A 19,947-nucleotide genomic window follows, 5' to 3' on the forward strand; every position below is an offset into this window, starting at 1 on the left:
AATATTGTTAAATAAATGCTAGAATTTATGCCAAAGAAAAACCTCACCAGAAGCTGATGAGGTTTTAAAAAACTATATATTTATTTTCTTATCCTAAGAAAGGGTATTTATAATCTGTAGGCGATACTAATGTTTCTTTTATTAAGCGAACAGATGTCCAACGTAATAAGTTTTGCGCAGAACCTGCTTTGTCATTTGTACCTGAAGCTCTTGCGCCACCAAATGGTTGCTGACCAACAACTGCACCAGAAGGCTTGTCGTTAATATAAAAGTTTCCTGCAGCGTTTTCTAAAGCTTTAGATGCTTTTTCAACAATATATCTATCTGTAGAAAAGATAGCACCCGTTAATCCGTATTCAGAAGTTTCATCAACTAATTTTAATGAAGCTTCCCAATCAGCATCTTCGTAAACATAAACTGTCATTACAGGGCCAAATAACTCTGTATGCATAGTTGCATATTTAGGCGATGTAGTAACAATTACAGTTGGCTCTATAAAGTAACCTACAGATTTATCGTGGTTTCCACCAATAATAATTTCTGCATCCTTATCAGCTTTAGCTGCATCTATATAACTGGCAATTTTATCGAAAGAACCTTCGTGAATAACTGCGTTTACAAAGTTAGAGGTGTCTTCTGGAGAACCCATTTTTAATTCCCCTACTTGCGCCGTTAAATGTTTTTTGACTTCTGGCCAAAGTGATGCAGGAATGTAAGAACGTGAAGCAGCAGAACATTTTTGACCTTGGTATTCGAAAGCACCTCTTGTCATTGCCGTTGCAACTTGTAATGGGTTAGAAGAGTTGTGAACCCAAATAAAATCTTTTCCACCAGTTTCTCCAACAATTCTTGGGTATGTTTTATAGGTATGAATATTGTTACCAATTTGTTTCCATAATTCTTTAAAAACATGTGTAGATCCTGTAAAGTGTAATCCAGAAAAATCTGGAGACGCTAAAACAGTATCAGAAATCATAACTGGATCTCCGTATACAACGTTAATTACACCATCAGGTAAACCAGCTTCTTTAAATAAATCTACAATTACTTGTGCAGAATATGCTTGGTGATCAGATGGTTTCCAAACAACAACGTTACCCATTAAGGCAGCTGATGCTGGTAAGTTTGCAGCAATAGATGTAAAATTAAATGGAGAAATTGCATAGATAAAACCTTCTAAAGGTCTGTATTCAACTCTGTTCCAAACTCCTGGTGAAGATGTTGGCTGATCTTTAAAAATATCAGTCATATACTCTACGTTAAAACGGAAGAAATCTATCATTTCACAAGCAGCATCAATTTCTGCTTGAAACACGTTTTTAGATTGTGCAATCATTGTTGCAGCATTCATTCTTGCTCTGTAAGGACCAGCTAATAATTCAGCAGCCTTTAAGAAAATAGAAGCTCTTTCCATCCAACTAACGTTAGACCATGCTTCTCTTGCTGCTAATGCAGTTGAAATTGCAGTATCTACGTGCGATTTATCTGCGGTATGATATTGACCAACTACATGTTTATGATCATGTGGTGGTGTGATGTTTTTTGTATTACCGGTTCTAACTTCTTCACCGTTAATGTACATAGGCACATCAACGTTACTGTTAAACATCGATTTGTATGTTGCTAATAACTCTTCTCTTTCTGGAGATCCAGGAGCATACCCTTTTACAGGTTCGTTTACTGCTTTTGGAACATTAAAAAATCCTCTTGTCATTTTAGTATGTTGTTTGTATGTTTAAAAAATATTTTTAATTAAAAACGAATAAACAAAATCTAATGGCATTAATTTGCAATGATTATGTTGTTGCTTTAATCAAAAAAGCTATAATTTTTATATAGAACAAAGTTAGCATTTATTTTAAGAAATACTAAGCTGTTTTTATATCTCATTTATCAAAAAATAATACAATATGTGTACGGTAACTTATTTGCCTTTAGGAGGTCAGGATTTTATATTAACATCAAATAGAGATGAAGACCCAAAAAGAAAAACTATTGCACCGAAAGAATATGATGAAGATGGAGTAAAATTAATATATCCAAAAGATGAACTTGCTGGCGGAACGTGGATTGGCTTATCTGATAAAAATCGATTAATTTGTTTGCTAAATGGTGGTTTCGAAAAACATAAACGAGCAGATAGTTATAGGTTAAGTAGAGGTGTAATTGTAAAACAACTATTAAAGGTTGATAACCCTGTGGAAATTATAAATCATTTTAATTTTGAAGGAATTGAGCCTTTTACGATTGTTTTAGTTGATTGGGAAAAGAACTTAAATGCTTATGAGTTGGTTTGGGATGGCGTAAAAAAGCATTTTCAAGAATTAGATAGTGCACCAAAAATATGGTCATCATCAACATTATATACCGAAGAAGTGAAGCTATTACGACGCGATTGGTTTGCAGATTGGCAAAGGGAAAACCCTGTTTTTAAACAAGAAAAGATAATTGCTTTTCATAAAGATGAAACAAAAGGAAATAAGGAAATTTCATTAAAAATGAAACGCCCACAGGTAGAAACTGTAAGTGTTACTTCAGTGCAAAAAACGGCAGAAAAGGTTGCAGTTGATTATATTGATGTTATAAATGAAAACAGAACTAATACAATGCAAAAGCAATAAATGAAATTATAAAAGAACCTATTAAAGCAAGCATAGTAAATACAAAGTTTGCCATAAGGTATTTTACAAAAGTTTTAAAATATTCTTGCCCATAAAACCTTTTCATAGCCATGAATAAATAAATAATAAAAAGCAATAAGAAAATACCTAATAAAAATTCAGCTTCTTTAAAATAACCGATTAAATAAAACACAGAAGAGAGTAAAAAGAAGACTGTTTGGGTGTGAAAAACAAAAACTAAATGCTCTACATAGGTGTATTTTCTTCGGATGTAAATTATTTTTAAGAATAATGTAAAAAGCGGTAATAAGATAAATAAGGCTATCGACGCGTAAGATAGTATCTGGCGGTAAAACTTATCGGTTTCTCCTCTTTTAGATAAAAATGAATTTAAAACTTCGGTACGTGAATAGAGGAATCTATTCGTAAAAGTTTTGTCCATTTCTAAGCTATCTAATGCATTGTTAACATGAATATTTGGGTGTTTTTTTTGGAATTTAATAATTTTTGATAGTTGATTAGAATTTCCAAATCCAATGTTTACTATTGGTTGTTTAGAGTTTCCGTCAATTTTTAAAGAGTCAATACTTTGTTTAATTAAGTTAGCTTTTGTAGAGTCTTGTTTGTTTATTTCTTTAAAGATTTCTTTTTGAATCGAATCTAAATCTACCTCTAGTGCTTTTATGCCGTTTTCGTTAATTTTTATTTGCGATGTGGTGTTTTTAGAGATAATACCACTCTGTAATTCGTTAAACTTATCGTAGCTTTCGGTAACTCCTATAATTAAAAAGAACAAAATAGAAACGGTTAAGTAAAATCGAAAAGGATTAGAATAGCGATCTCTTTTTCCGTTGATATAATCTTTAGATACTTTTCCGGGTTTTATTAAAAGTGGAACTAATGTTCTCCAAAACCTTGCATCCCAAGAAAAGAAACCCGCAAATACTTCGCGAATAAAACTAGTTAATGTAATTTTTTTACCTTTATTTTTTTGACCACATTCTGGGCAGAATTTTTCGTTTTGAGAAAACGGATATCCGCAATTTAAGCAATTAGGTTCTCTTATAATTGCAACCTTGGTTTTCTTAGCCATTAGTTTAAAGTAGGAGTGGTAGTTAATTGAAATGTTGGTATGATTACCAGAAACTCTTCTAAGGTATCTGGATTAATCATTTTGTAATTTCCTTTCATAGCGCCTGCTGTAGAGAGTAAAAAACAGTTAGATCGGTAATTATAGGTTTCGTTAGGTTTAAGAACAGGAGTTTCTCCAATAACGCCTTCACCCTCTATGTATTCGGTGTCGTTAAGAGAATCGAAAATTACCCAAAAACGTTCTAAAAGTTTTACGGTGTCTTTTGAGTTGTTTTCAATAAAAACATAATAGCTAAAAGAATAATATTGTTGATAGCCACGATAAATTAGACCATTAAATGTGGTCTTGACAGATATTTTTATGCCTTTAGTTATTTGTTGAAACATTGTCTAAATATAAACTTTTTTGGGATTTTAGTCAATTATTTTAAAATTAAATTACCTGTTTTGATTTAAATAACCGTTTCCTACGCCTATAACTCTGTCGTAAATTCCGCCAAAAGGTTTATAATAAACGATTACAGTATATTCATTTTCTGTCTGATAAAAAGAGCCGTCTACCTCATTTAAATCAATCGTGTTATTTTTATCTAAAGTAACATAACTATAATTGTAAAACCCTTGTTTAAATTTAATTTCGGTGTAATATCTTTCGTCAACAGCATTGTATTTCATTTTGTTCTCGTCTGATAATTTATAGTTATTAAAAGCTCCGTATACAAATACTTGTTTGTCGTAAAAAGGCTCAAAAGCATCTAAAGAAAAATGAAGCATTGAGTAATCGGCTTCAGTTTTAGCGTCGTTTGCTTCTAAAGTCCTAACAACAAACTGTCCGTTAATATCAGGGTTGTAAGTGTAAATTTTATCAGCTCTTTGTTCATCAGTATATAAATAACTGTGGTAAATGTCTTTTCTTTCGGTTTTTGCAATGTTTAAACTTGTACTACGAATGTGTTTGCTATCAAAATTTAAAAATTCATTTCCACCCCAAAAATCTGTTTTAAGGAGGTGATTGTATACTAATTGTTGAGGTTTTATAAATTGAGGTTGAATGTTGTTAATAACGGTTGCCCAATTATGATTTTGAAATAACGAAATATTAATTTCTTGATTTGGATTGTTAATTACCAATTCTGGATGATTTACAGAGAATTGAACTGTTTGTTTTTGCATGTTATGTTTGGTATCTCTACTTCTAAAAACTGCAACGCCAACTGTAGTAATGTCTTCATAAAAAACACAACGTCTAGAAAATACTATTTCGTAATCATCATTTAAAACAGAAAGTAGATAGTTACCACTTTTCGTAATAACGGTATTCTGATTTGGTATTTCAACCGAGTAATGCGTGTAAGGTTGTAAGGTGTTAAAAGAGTTAGAAATATTAATGATTTCATTTTCATTAAATCCGTTTATATACTGATTAGAAGTTAGGTTGCTTGGTTTCCAATCATGCGTCATATGCTCAATTTTATACTTGTATTCTTTATTATCGGCATCTAAATCATCAAAAGACAATTTTAAAACCTCACCTAACCTTACAATTGCAGAATACTGATTAGTATTGTGCTTAGGTTGTAGTTGAATTGTTTTAATATTTTGAGCATTTACAGTTATGTATAACGCACTGAATAGGAAGATTACAAGATGTTTTATCATAAATGCAAAGGTATCAAAATGTAGACCAAAGACAAATATTTATTTAGAATAGATATAAATAAAGAGCTATCGAAAAGATAAAAATGTAAATACTTACCCGAAAAAATGAAAATCTGTAAATTTGCGTGTTTTTAGAAAATCAATTTAATCAGTTCCTATGTCAAAAGACATCCGTATTAAGAAAGGCTTGGACATCAAGCTCGTTGGCGACGCAGAGCAAATCACTACTGAACTTTCGTTGGGTAGCGCATTTGCAATTAAGCCTAGCGATTTTCATGGCGTTATTCCAAAAATTTTAGCAAAAGAAGGTACCGAAGTAAAAGCAGGTGAAGCACTTTTTTATTCAAAAAGTGATGAGCGTATTTTATTTCCTAGTCCGGTAAGTGGTAAAGTTACAGAGATCGTTCGTGGAGACAGAAGAAAAGTTTTAGCATTTAAAATCACTGCTGATGCACAGCAGCAATACAAAGATTTTGGTAAAAAAGATATTGATGCAATGTCTGGTGAAGAAGTGAAAAATCACTTATTTGCTTCAGGTTGTTGGCCATTTGTAAAGCAACGTCCTTACGATGTTGTTGCAAATCCGAATCAAGCTCCAAAAGCAATTTTTGTATCTGCATACGCAAGTGCACCTTTAGCAGCAGATTATGATTATGCACTAAAAGGTAAAGAAGCTGAGTTACAAGCTGCTTTAACAGCGTTAACAAAGTTAACAGCAGGTAAAGTACATGTTTCAGTTGCAAAAGACTCAAATTTATCTCCGTTTAAAGAGCTAAAAGGAGTTGAATTGCATAAAGTTTCTGGCCCGCATCCTATTGGTAATGTAAGTACTCAAATAGCACAAATAGATCCTATTAATAAAGGAGAAGTTGTGTGGGTAGTTACTCCGCAAGATTTAGTGGTAATCGGCGAATTATTGTTAACAGGTAAATTTAACGCAAAGCGTACAATTGCTTTAGCAGGAGCTAAATTTAATAAGCCACAATACGTTACTGCCATAACAGGAGCAAGTATTGCTGGTTTGGTAAAAGGAAATTTAGATGCTGATAATGCGCGTGTAATTAGCGGTAATGTGTTAAGTGGAACGCAGGTTGGCGAAGAAGGATATTTAGGATACTACGAAAATATAGTAACTGCAATTCCTGAAGGAGATGATTATGAATTTTTTGGATGGAATAAGCCAGTTTTTGATAAAGTTTCTACTTCTAGAGCATTTACGTTCTCTTGGTTAACACCAAAGAAAAAATACGACTTAAATACGAATACAAACGGTGAGCACAGAGCATTTGTGGTTACAGGGTCGTATGAAGAAGTGTTTCCGTTAGATATCTATCCGATGCAATTATTAAAAGCGAGTATGTACAAAGATCTTGACGAAATGGAAGGATTAGGAGCTTACGAAGTTGCACCAGAAGATTTCGCTTTAACAGAATTTATTTGTGTATCTAAACAACCTCACCAGAAGATAATTCGTGAAGGATTAGATTTAATGAGAGAAGAACTAGGATAAGATATGGGCTTAAAACAAAACTTACATAATTTAAAAGAAAAATATAAAGGTACTAAGATGGCACCTGCGTTTAACGCAATCCACACCTTTTTATATTTACCTAATGAGACGACTCACGGAGGAACTCATATAAAGGCGGCCGATGATTTAAAACGTACAATGAACATAGTTATTATGGCATTAGTACCATGTTTAATCTTCGGGATGTTCAATGCAGGTTATCAACATAACGCTGCTGTAAACGGATTTACAGAAGGAATGTCTTTCTTTAGTGGAGATTTCTGGAATATGGATAATTTCTTAATAGGTTTAGTTAAAATTTTACCATTAGTAATTGTATCATATGTGGTAGGATTAGTAGTAGAATTTATTTTTGCTGTAATCAAAGGTCACGAAGTAGAAGAAGGGTATTTGGTAACAGGTATGTTAGTACCGTTAATTGTACCAATCGATTTACCTTTATGGATGTTAGCTGTAGCCGTAATTTTCGGTGTAGTTATCGGTAAAGAAGTGTTTGGTGGTACAGGGATGAATATCTTAAACCCAGCTTTAACTATACGTGCATTTTTATTCTTCGCATATCCAACTTGGATGTCGGGAGATAAAGTATGGGTAGAAGGCGCAAGAGAATTGGCAGGAACTGCTGATGCTATTTCTGGTGAGACAGTTTTAGGAAGCTTAGCGCAATCACAACCATTAACACATTCAGTTTCTGATATGTTCTTCGGGTTTATTCCGGGATCAGTAGGAGAAACATCAACATTATTAATTTTATTAGGAGGGCTTTTCTTAATCTTTGCGAAGATAGGAAGCTGGAGAATTATGTTATCTGCAGTAATCGGAGCTTTAGTAATGGGATTCATTTTTAATCAAGTAGTTGATTTAGGATGGATTGGTGAAACAAGTAAGTTTTACGGATTAATGAGCTTAGATTTTTGGAAGCATTTATTAATTGGAGGTTTTGCATTTGGTGCCGTTTATATGGCAACTGATCCTGTATCAGCATCACAAACCAATAAAGGAAAATGGATTTACGGTTTCTTAATCGGGTTTATTTCGATTATGATACGTGTATTCAACCCAGCCTATCCAGAAGGAGTAATGTTAGCTATTTTATTAATGAACGTTTTTGCTCCAACTATTGACCATTATGTGGTTCAAGGAAATGTAAAGAGAAGATTAAAACGTGCTAAAGTTAAAACTGCCTAATTATGAGTAAAAATACAGACAGTAATGGATATACGCTACTTTTTGCCATTGGTATGGTATTAGTAGTAGGTGCGTTGTTAGCTTTTACAGCTTCATCGCTTCGCCCAATGATAGATGCAAATAAACGTATCGAAAAGCAACAAAACATTTTGTATGCTATGGGTGTAAATGACAATGATGAAAGCAGTGCAGTTTTTGTTTCTAAAGACAAAGTAGCTGACGAGTTTTCAAAATACATCAAAAAGCAATTAGTTATTGAAGGTGATAAAACTACTGAAGATGCTGAAGCGTATTTAATTGATGTGAAAAAGCAGCAAACAGCAGCAAAAGCAGGAGAAGTAAGGAAATTACCATTATTTGTTGGTGAAAAAGACGGTAAAGCGTTTTATATCGCACCAATTAGAGGTAAAGGATTATGGGATGCTATTTGGGCATATGTTGCAATGGATAAGAATATGGTAGTTCAGGGTGCTTTTTTCGATCATAAAGGAGAAACACCAGGTTTAGGAGCAAATATTAAGCAACGCTATTTTATGGATGATTTTATTGGAGAAGATTTAATGAACAATGGTTCTTTTAAAGGAATTACAGTTTCTAAATCAAACAACGATCCGAAGAACAAAGATAAAAATGATAACGAGGTAGATGCAATTGCAGGAGCAACCATTACAGGTGATGGTGTTGCAGCAATGATTAAATCTGAATTAGGTTTATACGTGCCTTACTTTAAAACATTGAAATAAATATGGGACTTTTATCAAAAAAAGACGCAGTATTAATCACAGATCCGTTATTGGATAACAACCCAATTACGATTCAAGTATTAGGTATCTGTTCAGCATTAGCAATTACAGCAGAGCTTAAAGCTTCTATAGTAATGGCAGTTTCTGTATTATTTGTATTAGGTATAGGAAACGTAGTAATCTCTTTAATGAGAAATATCATTCCATCAAAAATTAGAATTATAGTACAGTTAATCGTAGTTGCTGCTTTAGTAATTATTGTTGATCAAGTATTAAAAGCGTTTGCTTACGAATTGAGTAAAACATTATCCGTTTTTGTAGGGTTAATTATTACTAACTGTATTATTATGGGACGTTTTGAAGCTTTTGCTTTAGGAAACGGGCCATGGAGGGCTTTCTTAGATGGAATTGGAAACTCATTAGGTTACGGAGCTATTTTAATTGCAGTAGGTTTCTTTAGAGAATTATTAGGTTCTGGTACCTTATTAGGGTTTAAAGTTTTAGGAGATCCAATTGAATTAACAGGATTGTATGCTTTAGGATATGAAAACAACGGATTCATGTTATTATCACCAATGGCATTAATTGTTGTAGGTATTATTATTTGGATACAGCGTAGTAAAAACAAAGCACTAATTGAAGACTAACCTTGTTAGGAATCATTAAAAATATAGAAAAATGGAACATATAGAATTATTTTTCAAGTCGATATTTATTGATAACATGGTATTTGCAACCTTCTTAGGAATGTGCTCTTACCTAGCAGTATCTAAAAAAGTAACAACAGCCGTAGGTTTAGGAGCTGCAGTTATTTTTGTATTAGCCGTAACAGTACCTGTTAACTGGTTATTAGATCAATATTTACTACAACCAGGAGCATTATCTTGGTTAGGAGCAGAATATGCAGATTACGATTTAAGTTTCTTATCATTTATCATGTTTATTGCAACGATTGCAACCATGGTACAATTAGTAGAAATAATTGTAGAGAAGTTTGCACCAGCATTGTATAACTCTTTAGGTATTTTCTTACCATTAATTGCAGTAAACTGTGCAATTTTAGGAGGGTCTTTATTTATGCAATCTCGTGAAATACCAACTTTAGGTTTATCATTAACCTATGGTATTGGTTCTGGAATTGGATGGTTTTTAGCAATTGTTGCCATTGCAGCAATTCGTGAAAAAATTAGATATTCATCTGTACCACCAGCTTTAAGAGGATTAGGAATTACTTTTATCATTACAGGTTTAATGGCAATAGGGTTTATGAGCTTTGGAGGTATGTTAACAGGTGGCGATGATGAAGTAAAGAAAGAAGAAGCTCCTAAAACATCAGTAGTAACTTCTAATATAAATGAGAACGAAGCTGTAAAGGAAGTAGCACAAAAAGAAGAAGCTGAAAAATTAGCTGATAACCCTAAAAAAATTATAGAATAATGGTATTTTTAGAAGTAAGTACAGGAGGTACAGTAGCTGTAACAGTTATATCTTTTTTAATAATCTTATTAATTTTAGTAGGATTGTTATTATTTGTAAAACAAAAACTAGCACCATCAGGACCCGTAAAAATTACAATTAACGGAGATAAAACAATTGAAGTTGCTTCAGGAGGTACATTGTTATCTACTTTAGGAAATGAAAAGATTTTCTTACCATCAGCTTGTGGTGGAGGTGGATCTTGTGTACAGTGTGAATGTCATGTAAACTCTGGTGGTGGGGAAGCTTTACCAACAGAAACACCACACTTTACTCGTAAAGAGTTAGCAGCAGGAGTACGTTTATCTTGTCAGGTAAAAGTAAAACAAGACATGGATATTTCTATTCCAGAAGAAATTTTCGGAATTAAGAAATGGGAAGCAGTAGTTGTAAGAAACTATAACGTAGCAACATTTATTAAGGAATTTGTAGTTGAAATTCCAGAAGATATGGGCTATAAAGCAGGTGGGTATATTCAAATTGAAATTCCAAACTGTGAAGTAAAGTATTCAGATATGGATATAACTGCACACCCAGAAGAGCATGATACACCAGATAAGTTTGAAGCTGAATGGGATAAATTTGGTTTAAGACCATTGGTAATGAAAAACTCTGAAACTGTAGAAAGAGCATATTCTATGGCTTCTTATCCTGCCGAAGGGAGAGAAATTATGTTAAATGTACGTATTGCAACACCACCATTCGATAGAGTAAAAGGTGGATGGATGGATGTAAATCCAGGAGTTGCCTCTTCTTATATTTTTAACTTAAAGAAGGGTGATAAGTGTACTATTTCTGGACCTTATGGTGAATTCTTTATTAATGAATCTGAAGCAGAAATGTTATATGTAGGTGGTGGAGCAGGTATGGCGCCAATGCGTTCACATTTATATCACTTATTCAGAACATTAAAAACAGGAAGAACAGTAACATATTGGTACGGTGGTCGTTCTAAGGCTGAATTATTCTATATAGAACACTTTAGAGCATTAGAAAAAGATTTTCCAAACTTTAAGTTTTATATCGCATTATCTGACCCAACAGAGGCTGATAATTGGAAAGTTAAAAAAGACATTAGTGATGAAGATGGAGACGGGTTTGTAGGGTTTATTCACAATTGTGTAATAGAAAACTACTTAAATCACCATGAAGCACCAGAAGACTTAGAATTGTATTTCTGTGGTCCACCATTAATGAACAATGCTGTTCAGAAAATGGGAGAAGATTTCGGTCTTGCAGACGAGAATATCCGTTTTGATGACTTTGGAGGATAAGAACTCAATGTCATTACGAGGAAGTATGACGAAGTAATCTTTTCAATAATAAATAGATTATTTTATAATATATAAAAAACCGATACAGAAATGTATCGGTTTTTTGCTTTTGTAACTATTATCACTGTCTTAATTCTTGTATAACAGTAAGACTTTCTGTTACAGATTCAGGCAAAGTAATATACTTATGGTATTTGAGTATAGAAAGCGTACCTTTGCGGCAAATTACTGTAAATGATTACTTTTCAAGATTTAGATTTATCAAATCCATTACGAAATTCAATTGAAGAATTAGGTTTTGTTAACCCAACACCAATTCAAGAAGAAGCTTTTCCGATTATACGATCGGGTAAAGACGTTGTAGGTATTGCACAAACAGGTACAGGTAAAACGTTTGCCTATATGTTACCGATACTTCGCGATTTAAAATTTTCGAAGCAAGTGCACCCTAGAGTTTTAGTTGTTGTACCAACACGTGAATTAGTAGTGCAAGTTGTTAGTGAAATTGAAAAGCTTACAGAATTTATGAGCATACATACGGTTGGTGTGTTTGGAGGTATTCCTTTAAGCAGACACAAAGAAGCCGTTGCCCAAGGTGCAGATATTATTGTAGCTACTCCAGGACGTTTGTATGATTTAGCGGTTAGTAATATGTTAAAACTTAGGTCAATTCAGAAGTTAGTGATTGATGAAGTTGATGTAATGCTAGATTTAGGATTTAGATTTCAACTATTAAATATTTTTGATTTATTGCCAGAACGCCGTCAAAACATCATGTTTTCTGCAACAATGACAGAAGATGTTGAAGCATTGATTGATGACTTCTTTACAGCACCTAAGAAAATTTTTATAGCTGTAAGTGGAACACCACTAGATAATATTCAACAAATTAGCTACGATGTACCAAACTTTTATACAAAGGTTAATTTATTAAGTGAATTACTGCGTAGTAAACAAGAATTTAGTAAAGTGCTAGTTTTTGCGCCGAATAAAAGAAACGCTGACAGGTTATTTGAATGTGTGAAAGAAGAATTCCCTTCAGAGACATGTGTAATTCACTCTAATAAAACGCAAAACTACCGTATGCGTTCTATTGAGCAGTTTAATAAAGGTGAAAAACGAATTTTAATAGCTACCGATGTTATTGCTCGTGGATTAGATTTAGAAGAAGTTACACACGTAATTAACTTTAATACACCACATTTTCCTGAAAATTATATGCACAGAATTGGTCGTACTGGTCGTGCAGAGCATGAGGGGAAAACAATTCTTTTTTCAACCGAAAAGGAACAAGAAGCAAAGGCTAGAATAGAGGAATTAATGAATTATGAAATCCCGAAAGCTGAAATTCCTGAACAAGTTGAAATCACTAAGCAATTAACAGAAGAAGAGAGGCCGAAAGAAGAAGGAGAACGCAATAAAAACAGAACTTCTTTAGAGTATGTACCTGGTCCTGCTTTTCATGAAAAGAGTGAAAAAAACAGCAAAACAAACCAGGGAGGTTCTTATCGTAGGGAGATTGCTAAAAAATATAAGAAACCCAAAACAAAGGGAGATAAAAACTTTAACCTACGACGCAAGAGAAAATAATGCAGGCACTTACAAAGCAAGAACTTCATAATTTAGGGATGAATATTGTAGGTAAAAAACTACAAGAAATGGGTTATGAGTTTGTAGCTATTAATAGCGAACTTAAAAAACATCCGCAGTTTGTTTTATTTAAAAAAAGTGAGCCTACCATTTTCGTTTTAGTAAAAACCACAAATAATATTCAATCACCAGAAGAATATGATGTTTTATGGATGGAAACATTTAAAGAACATGCTAAAAAGCAAAACGCAAAAGTGTGGTTTGCGGGTATTGGTATTGCAAATTCAGAAAGTATTGATTTACCTGTGTTTAAAGATAAACCTCATTATATAGCGTTTAACGACTTTATTAAAATTTAAACACGACCATAAAACCTTAATTTTATCCTTATATTTAATAGGGTAATTGTTTGTTAACAAGGTTTTTATGTTTTTTTTGTGTTAGATAATTTTTAATTTCTGTAGAAAAAGACGATATACATAACCAATTATACATGATTTAATGTAATTCACACATTGTTAGGTGTTTATGTTTATGTTAGTTGTTTAAGTATGTATATTTGTAGTGGGGAAATTAAAAACTACAATTATGAAAAAACAATTATTTAAGGGGATTCAAAACTTTTTCAGAAACATTTTAGAGCAACTAGCCGAATTTGGTAAAGGTGCAGGTTATGCAATTAACCATTAATTAAAACATAGTTTTGAAGAAAAACACTCGCTTTAAGAAAGGCGAGTGTTTTTTTTATGCCTTATTTATAGTTTTAAAGCTTGGATGATAAAATAAACAAGTAATATATTGAAAGATTGATCGTGATTAATTTTAGCACATTATATCCATCAACTAGAAATAGATTTTGGTTCATAAAAAACTCATAGTTTAAGAAAGATGTACCCCCATAATTAAAAAGAAAAGTAAGATTGATAATTTAGATTTCTTAAGTTGATAAATTTGTACTTTTGCATTCTATGGTAGAAACACGTGAAGCAATATCAGAAAAAGCGGTTTTAATTGGTATTATAACCCAGCATCAAAACGAAAAACAGTCTGACGAATATTTAGATGAGTTAGAGTTTTTAACTTTAACAGCAGGAGGAGTTGCTGTAAAACGCTTTGTGCAAAAAATGGAAAAACCTAATCCTAAAACCTTCTTAGGAACAGGTAAATTAGAAGAAGTAAGAGCATATATAGAATCTCATGGTATTGGTACCGCAATTTTCGATGATGAATTATCACCTGCACAGCTAAGAAATATAGAAAACGAATTAGATTGTAAAGTGTTAGATAGAACAAATTTAATTCTTGATATTTTTGCAGGAAGAGCTCAAACAAGTTCTGCAAAAGCACAGGTAGAGCTGGCGCAATGTCAATATTTATTACCAAGATTAACACGACTTTGGACACACCTTGATAAGCAAAAGGGTGGAATTGGTATGCGTGGACCTGGAGAAACAGAAATTGAAACAGACCGTCGTATCATTAGAGAGAAGATTACTTTGTTAAAGAAAAAATTGGCTACCATTGATAGGCAAATGGCAGTTCAGAGAAAAAACAGAGGTAAAATGGTACGTGTATCATTAGTTGGGTATACCAATGTTGGTAAATCAACCTTAATGAATGTAATTAGTAAAAGTGATGTTTTTGCAGAAAATAAACTATTTGCAACTCTTGATACGACAGTAAGAAAGGTTGTTATAAAAAATATTCCTTTTTTAATGACAGATACTGTTGGATTCATTAGAAAATTACCAACGCAATTAGTAGAATCTTTTAAATCTACTTTAGACGAGGTTCGTGAATCAGATTTATTATTACATGTGGTAGATATTTGTCATCCTAATTTTGAAGATCATATAGCATCAGTAAATAAAATTTTAGATGAAATAGGTAGTGCAAATAAACCTACTCTTATGGTTTTTAATAAGATTGATGCTTATACGCATGAAACTATTGCAGAGGATGATTTAATTACTGAGAAATCAAAAATTCATTATACGCTTGACGATTGGAAAAAGACATGGATGAATGACCTTGGTCAAGAAAGTCTTTTTATATCTGCCTTGAATAAAGATAATTTAGAAGACTTTAAAGATAGAGTTTATGAAGAGGTAAAAAAGATACATATTCAACGTTTTCCTTATAATAATTTCTTGTATCAGGATGATTTAGGGTAAATTAAAACTGTATTTTGAATGAAAAAAGAATAAGAATTTTGTGTTCTTATTCTTTTTTGCTTATATTTATATTCGCTCAGCGAGAATTTACAATAATATTTTAACATTTTATCCCCCCAGAAAATGAAAAATAATAACTCCAACCACTTCGGGTTGTCAAATTTTTTTATCGACAATACCATTCAAAGTAAAGTTTCAATTACATATTCTTATCTAATATTTTAAATTAATTCAGTTTGATAATATGCTGTGTTTTAAAATATAGGATTATTATCTCTGGTTCTTAAAAAGAATTGTAATGAAAAAATTAATTATAATAGCGTTATTTAATTTATGTGTGCAGCAACTTTTCTCCCAAGAATTGTGCGTCGTTGAGGAGAAGATGTTAATTGATGTTAATGCTCTTGATAACAATAAATGTGAGATATCGGAAAATAAACCGAAAGTAAAAACTACTAAAGATATTCAAATGTCAAGTAGGAGGTATTTAAAAAAGCGAGTGTATCTAAATCAAACGGTGTATTCTGCAAGTAACTTACAATCAAAAGCAGTTGTAAATATAACGGCTGAAAATAAAGTAGATGATAAATTATTAGCGGTTTTAATTAAAGAACCAATAGTAGAAGAAGTATCATTTGATGTTGTTGAAACAATACCTTTATTTATATCTTGTAAAGAAAGTGATTTAAATAAGGTTGATTGTTTTAATTATCAAATGCAAAAGCACTTAATAGATAATTTTATTTATCCTAAAAAGGCGTTAGAAAAAGAGATAGAAGGTAATCTTGAGGTTAGTTTTATTATTAATGCAAATGGGATAGTAAGTAAAGTTGAAGTTAAGGGAGCTGACAATAGTGGTCTATTAAAGAAAGAAGCAAAAAGAATAGTGTTATTATTGCCAAATTTTATACCTGGAGAGCATAAAGGGCGTAAAATATCTGTTTCCTATAAATTCCCTATAAACTTTACGTTAGATTAAAATAATAATAGCCTATAAAATATATAGGGTTTTTTCCTGTTTTTTACATTTTAACATTTTTTTATAAAAAAAAATAAATATATTTCTGGGCTAATTCAGCTTGCAGGTATGTTTCTTGTAAGTGTTTGATTTAGATTGTAATACCCCAAAGTGATGAAGAAATTATTATTATTAATATTGGTATGTGCTTTCCCTATTAGCATTATGTCTCAGCAAGAGGTTTGTGAAACCCCTGATGAAGCAGAATTAGATTTAAATAGTATTAGTATAACTAAGTGTACTATTAAAGAAAAAGACAAGAAAAATAAAAAATCAAGACAGATTACAGTAAAGGTATCTGCAAGCAGAAGGTACCTTAAAAAAAGAGAACCTATTAAAAAACAAAAAGCAGCTGGTCTTGGAACTTTAAGCGTTGCTGAAATTGAGAAAACAACAGAGCAAATAGCTGTTGTAAAGCCCGTAGAATCGTTGAAAAATAATATCGAAGATATTAAAAATAAGATGTCTGCAGAGGAATTAAGAAAAGCATCTAAATTTAGTACAGTCGATAAAATTCCTTTATTTAACTCTTGTAAAAATGTGAAAAAAGGAGAGCAAGTAGATTGTTTTAATGAACAAATGGTGAATCATATATCTAAGCATTTTAGATACCCTAGTGATGCAATTAAGGAATCTATTCAAGGAGAAGTATGGGTTCGTTTTGTGATCGATAAGAACGGGGAAGTTAAGAACATAAAAACTTTAGGGCCAAAGAACGGAGAAATTTTAAATAGAGAAGCGGTTAGAGTAGTTTCTAAATTGCCTCAATTTACTCCTGCAAAGAAAGACGGAGGTAGAACCTCGGTTAAGTATGGTTTTCCTATAGCTTTTGCTTTAGAAGAGTAATTTTTACAAATAAGAACAATCAATTAAAACCAAATAATATGCTTAAAAAACTACTATTAGTTTTTTTTGTTACTTGCAGTATTGCATTATCAGCACAAGTTGCAGTAACAGGAAAAGTTTATGATGAGTACTTAGAGCCTTTTCCTAGTGCTTTAATAAATTCTTTACAAGGTAAAACTACTTCTGATATTGACGGAAATTTCACCTTGTCTGTAAAGTCAAATTTTCCTTTTTCAATTCAAGTATCAGCTTTTGGGTATAAAACAGAGGTTATAGAAGTAACATCTAAAGATCAAGAGATAAATATTATATTAAAAGAAAATACAAGTCTAGATGAAGTTGTAATTTCTGCCTCTAGATCTCCTGAACGAGTTATTGAATCGCCAGTAACTATTGAAAGATTAGGTATTAATGATATTAAAAAAGGAACTTCAATTTCTTTTTATGATGGTGTAACTAACTTAAAAGGGATAACCTCTAGAGAAGCAAGTTATGGATTTAAATCTGTAAACTCACGTGGTTTTTCTAGTTTTGATAATACAAGATTTGTACAGTTAGTAGATGGTGTTGAAACATCAATACCAGCACTTAACTTCTCGGCAGGTAACATAGTTGGTTTATCTGAGTTAGATGTAAAAGATGTTGAGATATTACCAGGAGCTTCTTCTGCCTTATATGGTGCAAATGCATTTAATGGTATCTTATTAATGAGAAGTAAAAACCCTTTTAAATATGATGGAATTAGTACGTATTTTAAAACAGGTTTTATTGAACAAGAGCAATCAGGATCTGATCAGTTTTATGATGTAGGTATTAGAATGGCTCATAAATTTAGTGATTATTTCGCAGCAAAAGTTAATTTAACAGTTTATAAAGCTGAAGAATGGCATGCAAATGATGATTCTAATACAACAGGTGTTGGAGGTGAGATTATTGCAGGAAATAGAAATAATACTCCCGATTATGACGGTGTAAATTTTTATGGAGATGAAGCTACTTTTACTTTTCCTGGTATTGGAAAAGTAAGTAGGACAGGATATGCTGAAACTGATTTATACGATTACGATGGTTACGGATTAAAATTTGACGGATCATTACATTTTAGACCAATGGGTAATGATAAGCTAGAAATAGTTTATAACTCTCGTTTTTCAAAAGGAAATAACTTGTATCAGGCTGCAAACAGATTTTCGCAAGAAGATTATTATGTAGAGCAACACAAATTAGAAGTATTGGGTAAAAACTTTTTTGTCCGTGGATATTTTAATGGTAATGATGGAGGAGACAGAACACATGATATTCGATTTTTAGGTCTTGCTTTAAACTCTAAATTTAAAGATAATAGAACTTGGTTCAGTGATTATGGAGCTGCATTTGCAAATCGTGTTCCTGGAGTGACTCCTGGTAATGATGCATCAGCAAGAGCTTTTGCAGATAGAAATAGGTTACAGCCAGGAACCGCAGCTTTTAATCAAGCATTAGATGAAGCTGTTACAACACCTATATCACAGGGTGGAGCAGGTGTTAAAGATGAAACAAGTTTTTACCATGCAGACGCAAATTATAATTTTAGAGATTTAATTAAATGGGGTGAAATACAAATTGGTGGTTCATACCGTAAATTTAATATTAACTCTCAAGGTACTTTATTTACTGATGAGAATAGCCCTATTGAATTTGATATGTATGGTGTTTATTCACAGATACAAAAGAAGTTTTTAGATGAACGTTTAAAGTTCACAGGTTCTGTTCGTTATGATAAATCATCTAATTTTGAAGGGGATTTTTCTCCAAGGGTAGCATTAAACTACTCAATTAAAGAAAATAAAATACTAAGAATTTCATACCAAACAGGATTTAGAACACCTAGTACAATAGAGCAGTATTTCGGATTGAGATCTGGTCCTAATAAATTTCTTTTAGGTACATCTTTAGATAATATCGAACGTTTTTCTGCGCAAGTATTAAACAATGATGGTACAACAAATACTATTACAGGAGCGCAAGTATTTGAAAAAGCATTTGTATTAGATAATGGGGCTTATGTAAGTGTAACACCTACGGCTATTAAGCCAGAAAGAGTATCATCTTACGAATTAGGTTATAGAAGTATAGTAAATATAACAGATACTAATATTTTAGAGTTAGACGTAAATGGTTATTATAATCAATATGAAAATTTTGTGGCGACTAAGAATGTAATTGTTCCTAATTATGGAAACACTATTCTTACAGGTCCTCTTGGTAGTCCAGTCGATGCGACAGAATTTGCCTTAAACTCTAATACAACAGCAGATGTTCAATCATATGGTATTGGTATTGGATTAAATACAAAATTATTTAGAACATTTAACTTTGGAGCCAATTATACTTTAAGTAAGCTAGTTTTCGACCAAGAAGAAGATGTAGAATTCGAACCAGGGTTTAATACACCAGAGCATCAAGTAAAGGTGATGTTTGGAAATGAAAATTTATTTAATAATTTTGGATTTAATGTAAATGCTAGGTGGCAAAATGAATTTTTATGGCAGTCTGGTTTCTTAAGTGGAAATGTTGATAGTAGAACAGTATTAGATGCACAAATTAATTATAGAATTCCTTCTTTAAAATCAAGAATTAAAGTTGGTGGAACTAATTTAACCAAAAAAGAATATGCTGTTGCACCAGGATCTGGATTAATAGGTTCTATGTATTACATATCTTGGACGATTAATGATTAATTGAAAATACAATTA

17 protein-coding genes are annotated in these 19,947 nt (G+C 32.1%); 13 read left to right on the forward strand and 4 right to left on the reverse strand.

The genetic code is table 11. From position 1 onward, the window contains the following. Positions 1-88: 88 nt before the first annotated feature. Positions 89-1,714, reverse strand: a complete 1,626-nt coding sequence (gene pruA / locus P2G10_RS04550; protein WP_275315376.1) for an L-glutamate gamma-semialdehyde dehydrogenase — start codon at positions 1,712-1,714, stop codon at positions 89-91. Between the two features lie 196 nt (positions 1,715-1,910). On the opposite strand from pruA, the gene P2G10_RS04555 reads away from it, so the two are divergent. Continuing rightward, on the forward strand, positions 1,911-2,621 hold the full coding sequence (locus P2G10_RS04555; protein WP_218772086.1) for an NRDE family protein: 711 nt from the start codon (positions 1,911-1,913) through the stop codon (positions 2,619-2,621). On the opposite strand, the gene P2G10_RS04560 is transcribed toward P2G10_RS04555, so the two are convergent. The 3 genes from P2G10_RS04560 to P2G10_RS04570 are packed head-to-tail and all read right to left on the reverse strand — an operon-like array spanning position 2,599 to position 5,372. Next, positions 2,599-3,714, reverse strand: coding sequence for a DUF3667 domain-containing protein (locus tag P2G10_RS04560; RefSeq protein ID WP_275315377.1), 1,116 nt, complete (start codon positions 3,712-3,714; stop codon positions 2,599-2,601). The genes P2G10_RS04555 and P2G10_RS04560 overlap by 23 nt on opposite strands. Continuing rightward, on the reverse strand, positions 3,714-4,100 hold the full coding sequence (gene apaG, locus P2G10_RS04565; protein WP_275315379.1) for a Co2+/Mg2+ efflux protein ApaG: 387 nt from the start codon (positions 4,098-4,100) through the stop codon (positions 3,714-3,716). The genes P2G10_RS04560 and apaG overlap by 1 nt, the downstream gene beginning before the upstream one ends. Positions 4,101-4,151: 51 nt before the next feature. Next, positions 4,152-5,372 (reverse strand): type IX secretion system plug protein, encoded by a 1,221-nt coding sequence (locus P2G10_RS04570; RefSeq protein ID WP_275315380.1) that lies wholly within the window; start codon positions 5,370-5,372, stop codon positions 4,152-4,154. Between the two features lie 157 nt (positions 5,373-5,529). Between P2G10_RS04570 and P2G10_RS04575 the strand changes: the two genes are divergently transcribed. The 12 genes from P2G10_RS04575 to P2G10_RS04630 all read left to right on the forward strand — a co-directional run bounded on the left by P2G10_RS04575 (position 5,530) and on the right by P2G10_RS04630 (position 19,932). Further along, positions 5,530-6,882, forward strand: coding sequence for a Na(+)-translocating NADH-quinone reductase subunit A (locus tag P2G10_RS04575; RefSeq protein WP_275315382.1), 1,353 nt, complete (start codon positions 5,530-5,532; stop codon positions 6,880-6,882). 3 nt (positions 6,883-6,885) lie between these two features. Beyond that, entirely contained in the window at positions 6,886-8,091 is a 1,206-nt protein-coding gene (locus P2G10_RS04580) for an NADH:ubiquinone reductase (Na(+)-transporting) subunit B (protein ID WP_218772091.1), read from the forward strand. Between the two features lie 2 nt (positions 8,092-8,093). Then, positions 8,094-8,834 (forward strand): Na(+)-translocating NADH-quinone reductase subunit C, encoded by a 741-nt coding sequence (locus tag P2G10_RS04585; RefSeq protein ID WP_275315384.1) that lies wholly within the window; start codon positions 8,094-8,096, stop codon positions 8,832-8,834. A gap of 2 nt (positions 8,835-8,836) precedes the next feature. After that, positions 8,837-9,481 (forward strand): NADH:ubiquinone reductase (Na(+)-transporting) subunit D, encoded by a 645-nt coding sequence (locus tag P2G10_RS04590; protein WP_218772093.1) that lies wholly within the window; start codon positions 8,837-8,839, stop codon positions 9,479-9,481. A gap of 31 nt (positions 9,482-9,512) precedes the next feature. Further along, positions 9,513-10,271 carry an NADH:ubiquinone reductase (Na(+)-transporting) subunit E gene (gene nqrE, locus P2G10_RS04595; RefSeq protein ID WP_218772094.1) on the forward strand — a complete coding sequence of 253 codons (759 nt, stop codon included), beginning with the start codon at positions 9,513-9,515 and terminating at the stop codon, positions 10,269-10,271. Then, positions 10,271-11,584, forward strand: coding sequence for an NADH:ubiquinone reductase (Na(+)-transporting) subunit F (gene nqrF, locus P2G10_RS04600; protein ID WP_275315385.1), 1,314 nt, complete (start codon positions 10,271-10,273; stop codon positions 11,582-11,584). The genes nqrE and nqrF overlap by 1 nt, the downstream gene beginning before the upstream one ends. 237 nt (positions 11,585-11,821) lie before the next feature. Further along, positions 11,822-13,174, forward strand: a complete 1,353-nt coding sequence (locus P2G10_RS04605) for a DEAD/DEAH box helicase (protein ID WP_255554388.1) — start codon at positions 11,822-11,824, stop codon at positions 13,172-13,174. Further along, positions 13,174-13,533 (forward strand): Na(+)-translocating NADH-quinone reductase subunit F, encoded by a 360-nt coding sequence (locus P2G10_RS04610; RefSeq protein ID WP_275315386.1) that lies wholly within the window; start codon positions 13,174-13,176, stop codon positions 13,531-13,533. The genes P2G10_RS04605 and P2G10_RS04610 overlap by 1 nt, the downstream gene beginning before the upstream one ends. 609 nt (positions 13,534-14,142) lie before the next feature. Next, positions 14,143-15,348, forward strand: a complete 1,206-nt coding sequence (hflX, locus tag P2G10_RS04615; protein WP_275315387.1) for a GTPase HflX — start codon at positions 14,143-14,145, stop codon at positions 15,346-15,348. A gap of 298 nt (positions 15,349-15,646) precedes the next feature. Further along, positions 15,647-16,327, forward strand: coding sequence for an energy transducer TonB (locus tag P2G10_RS04620; protein ID WP_275315388.1), 681 nt, complete (start codon positions 15,647-15,649; stop codon positions 16,325-16,327). Positions 16,328-16,480: 153 nt separating this feature from the next. Continuing rightward, on the forward strand, positions 16,481-17,212 hold the full coding sequence (locus P2G10_RS04625; protein ID WP_218772100.1) for an energy transducer TonB: 732 nt from the start codon (positions 16,481-16,483) through the stop codon (positions 17,210-17,212). Between the two features lie 38 nt (positions 17,213-17,250). After that, complete coding sequence (locus P2G10_RS04630; RefSeq protein WP_275315390.1) at positions 17,251-19,932, forward strand: TonB-dependent receptor; 2,682 nt, start codon at positions 17,251-17,253, stop codon at positions 19,930-19,932. The last annotated feature ends 15 nt before the right edge of the window (positions 19,933-19,947 follow it).

The sequence above is a fragment of the Tenacibaculum bernardetii genome, assembly GCF_029125915.1.
Taxonomy (GTDB): Bacteria; Bacteroidota; Bacteroidia; order Flavobacteriales; family Flavobacteriaceae; genus Polaribacter; species Polaribacter bernardetii.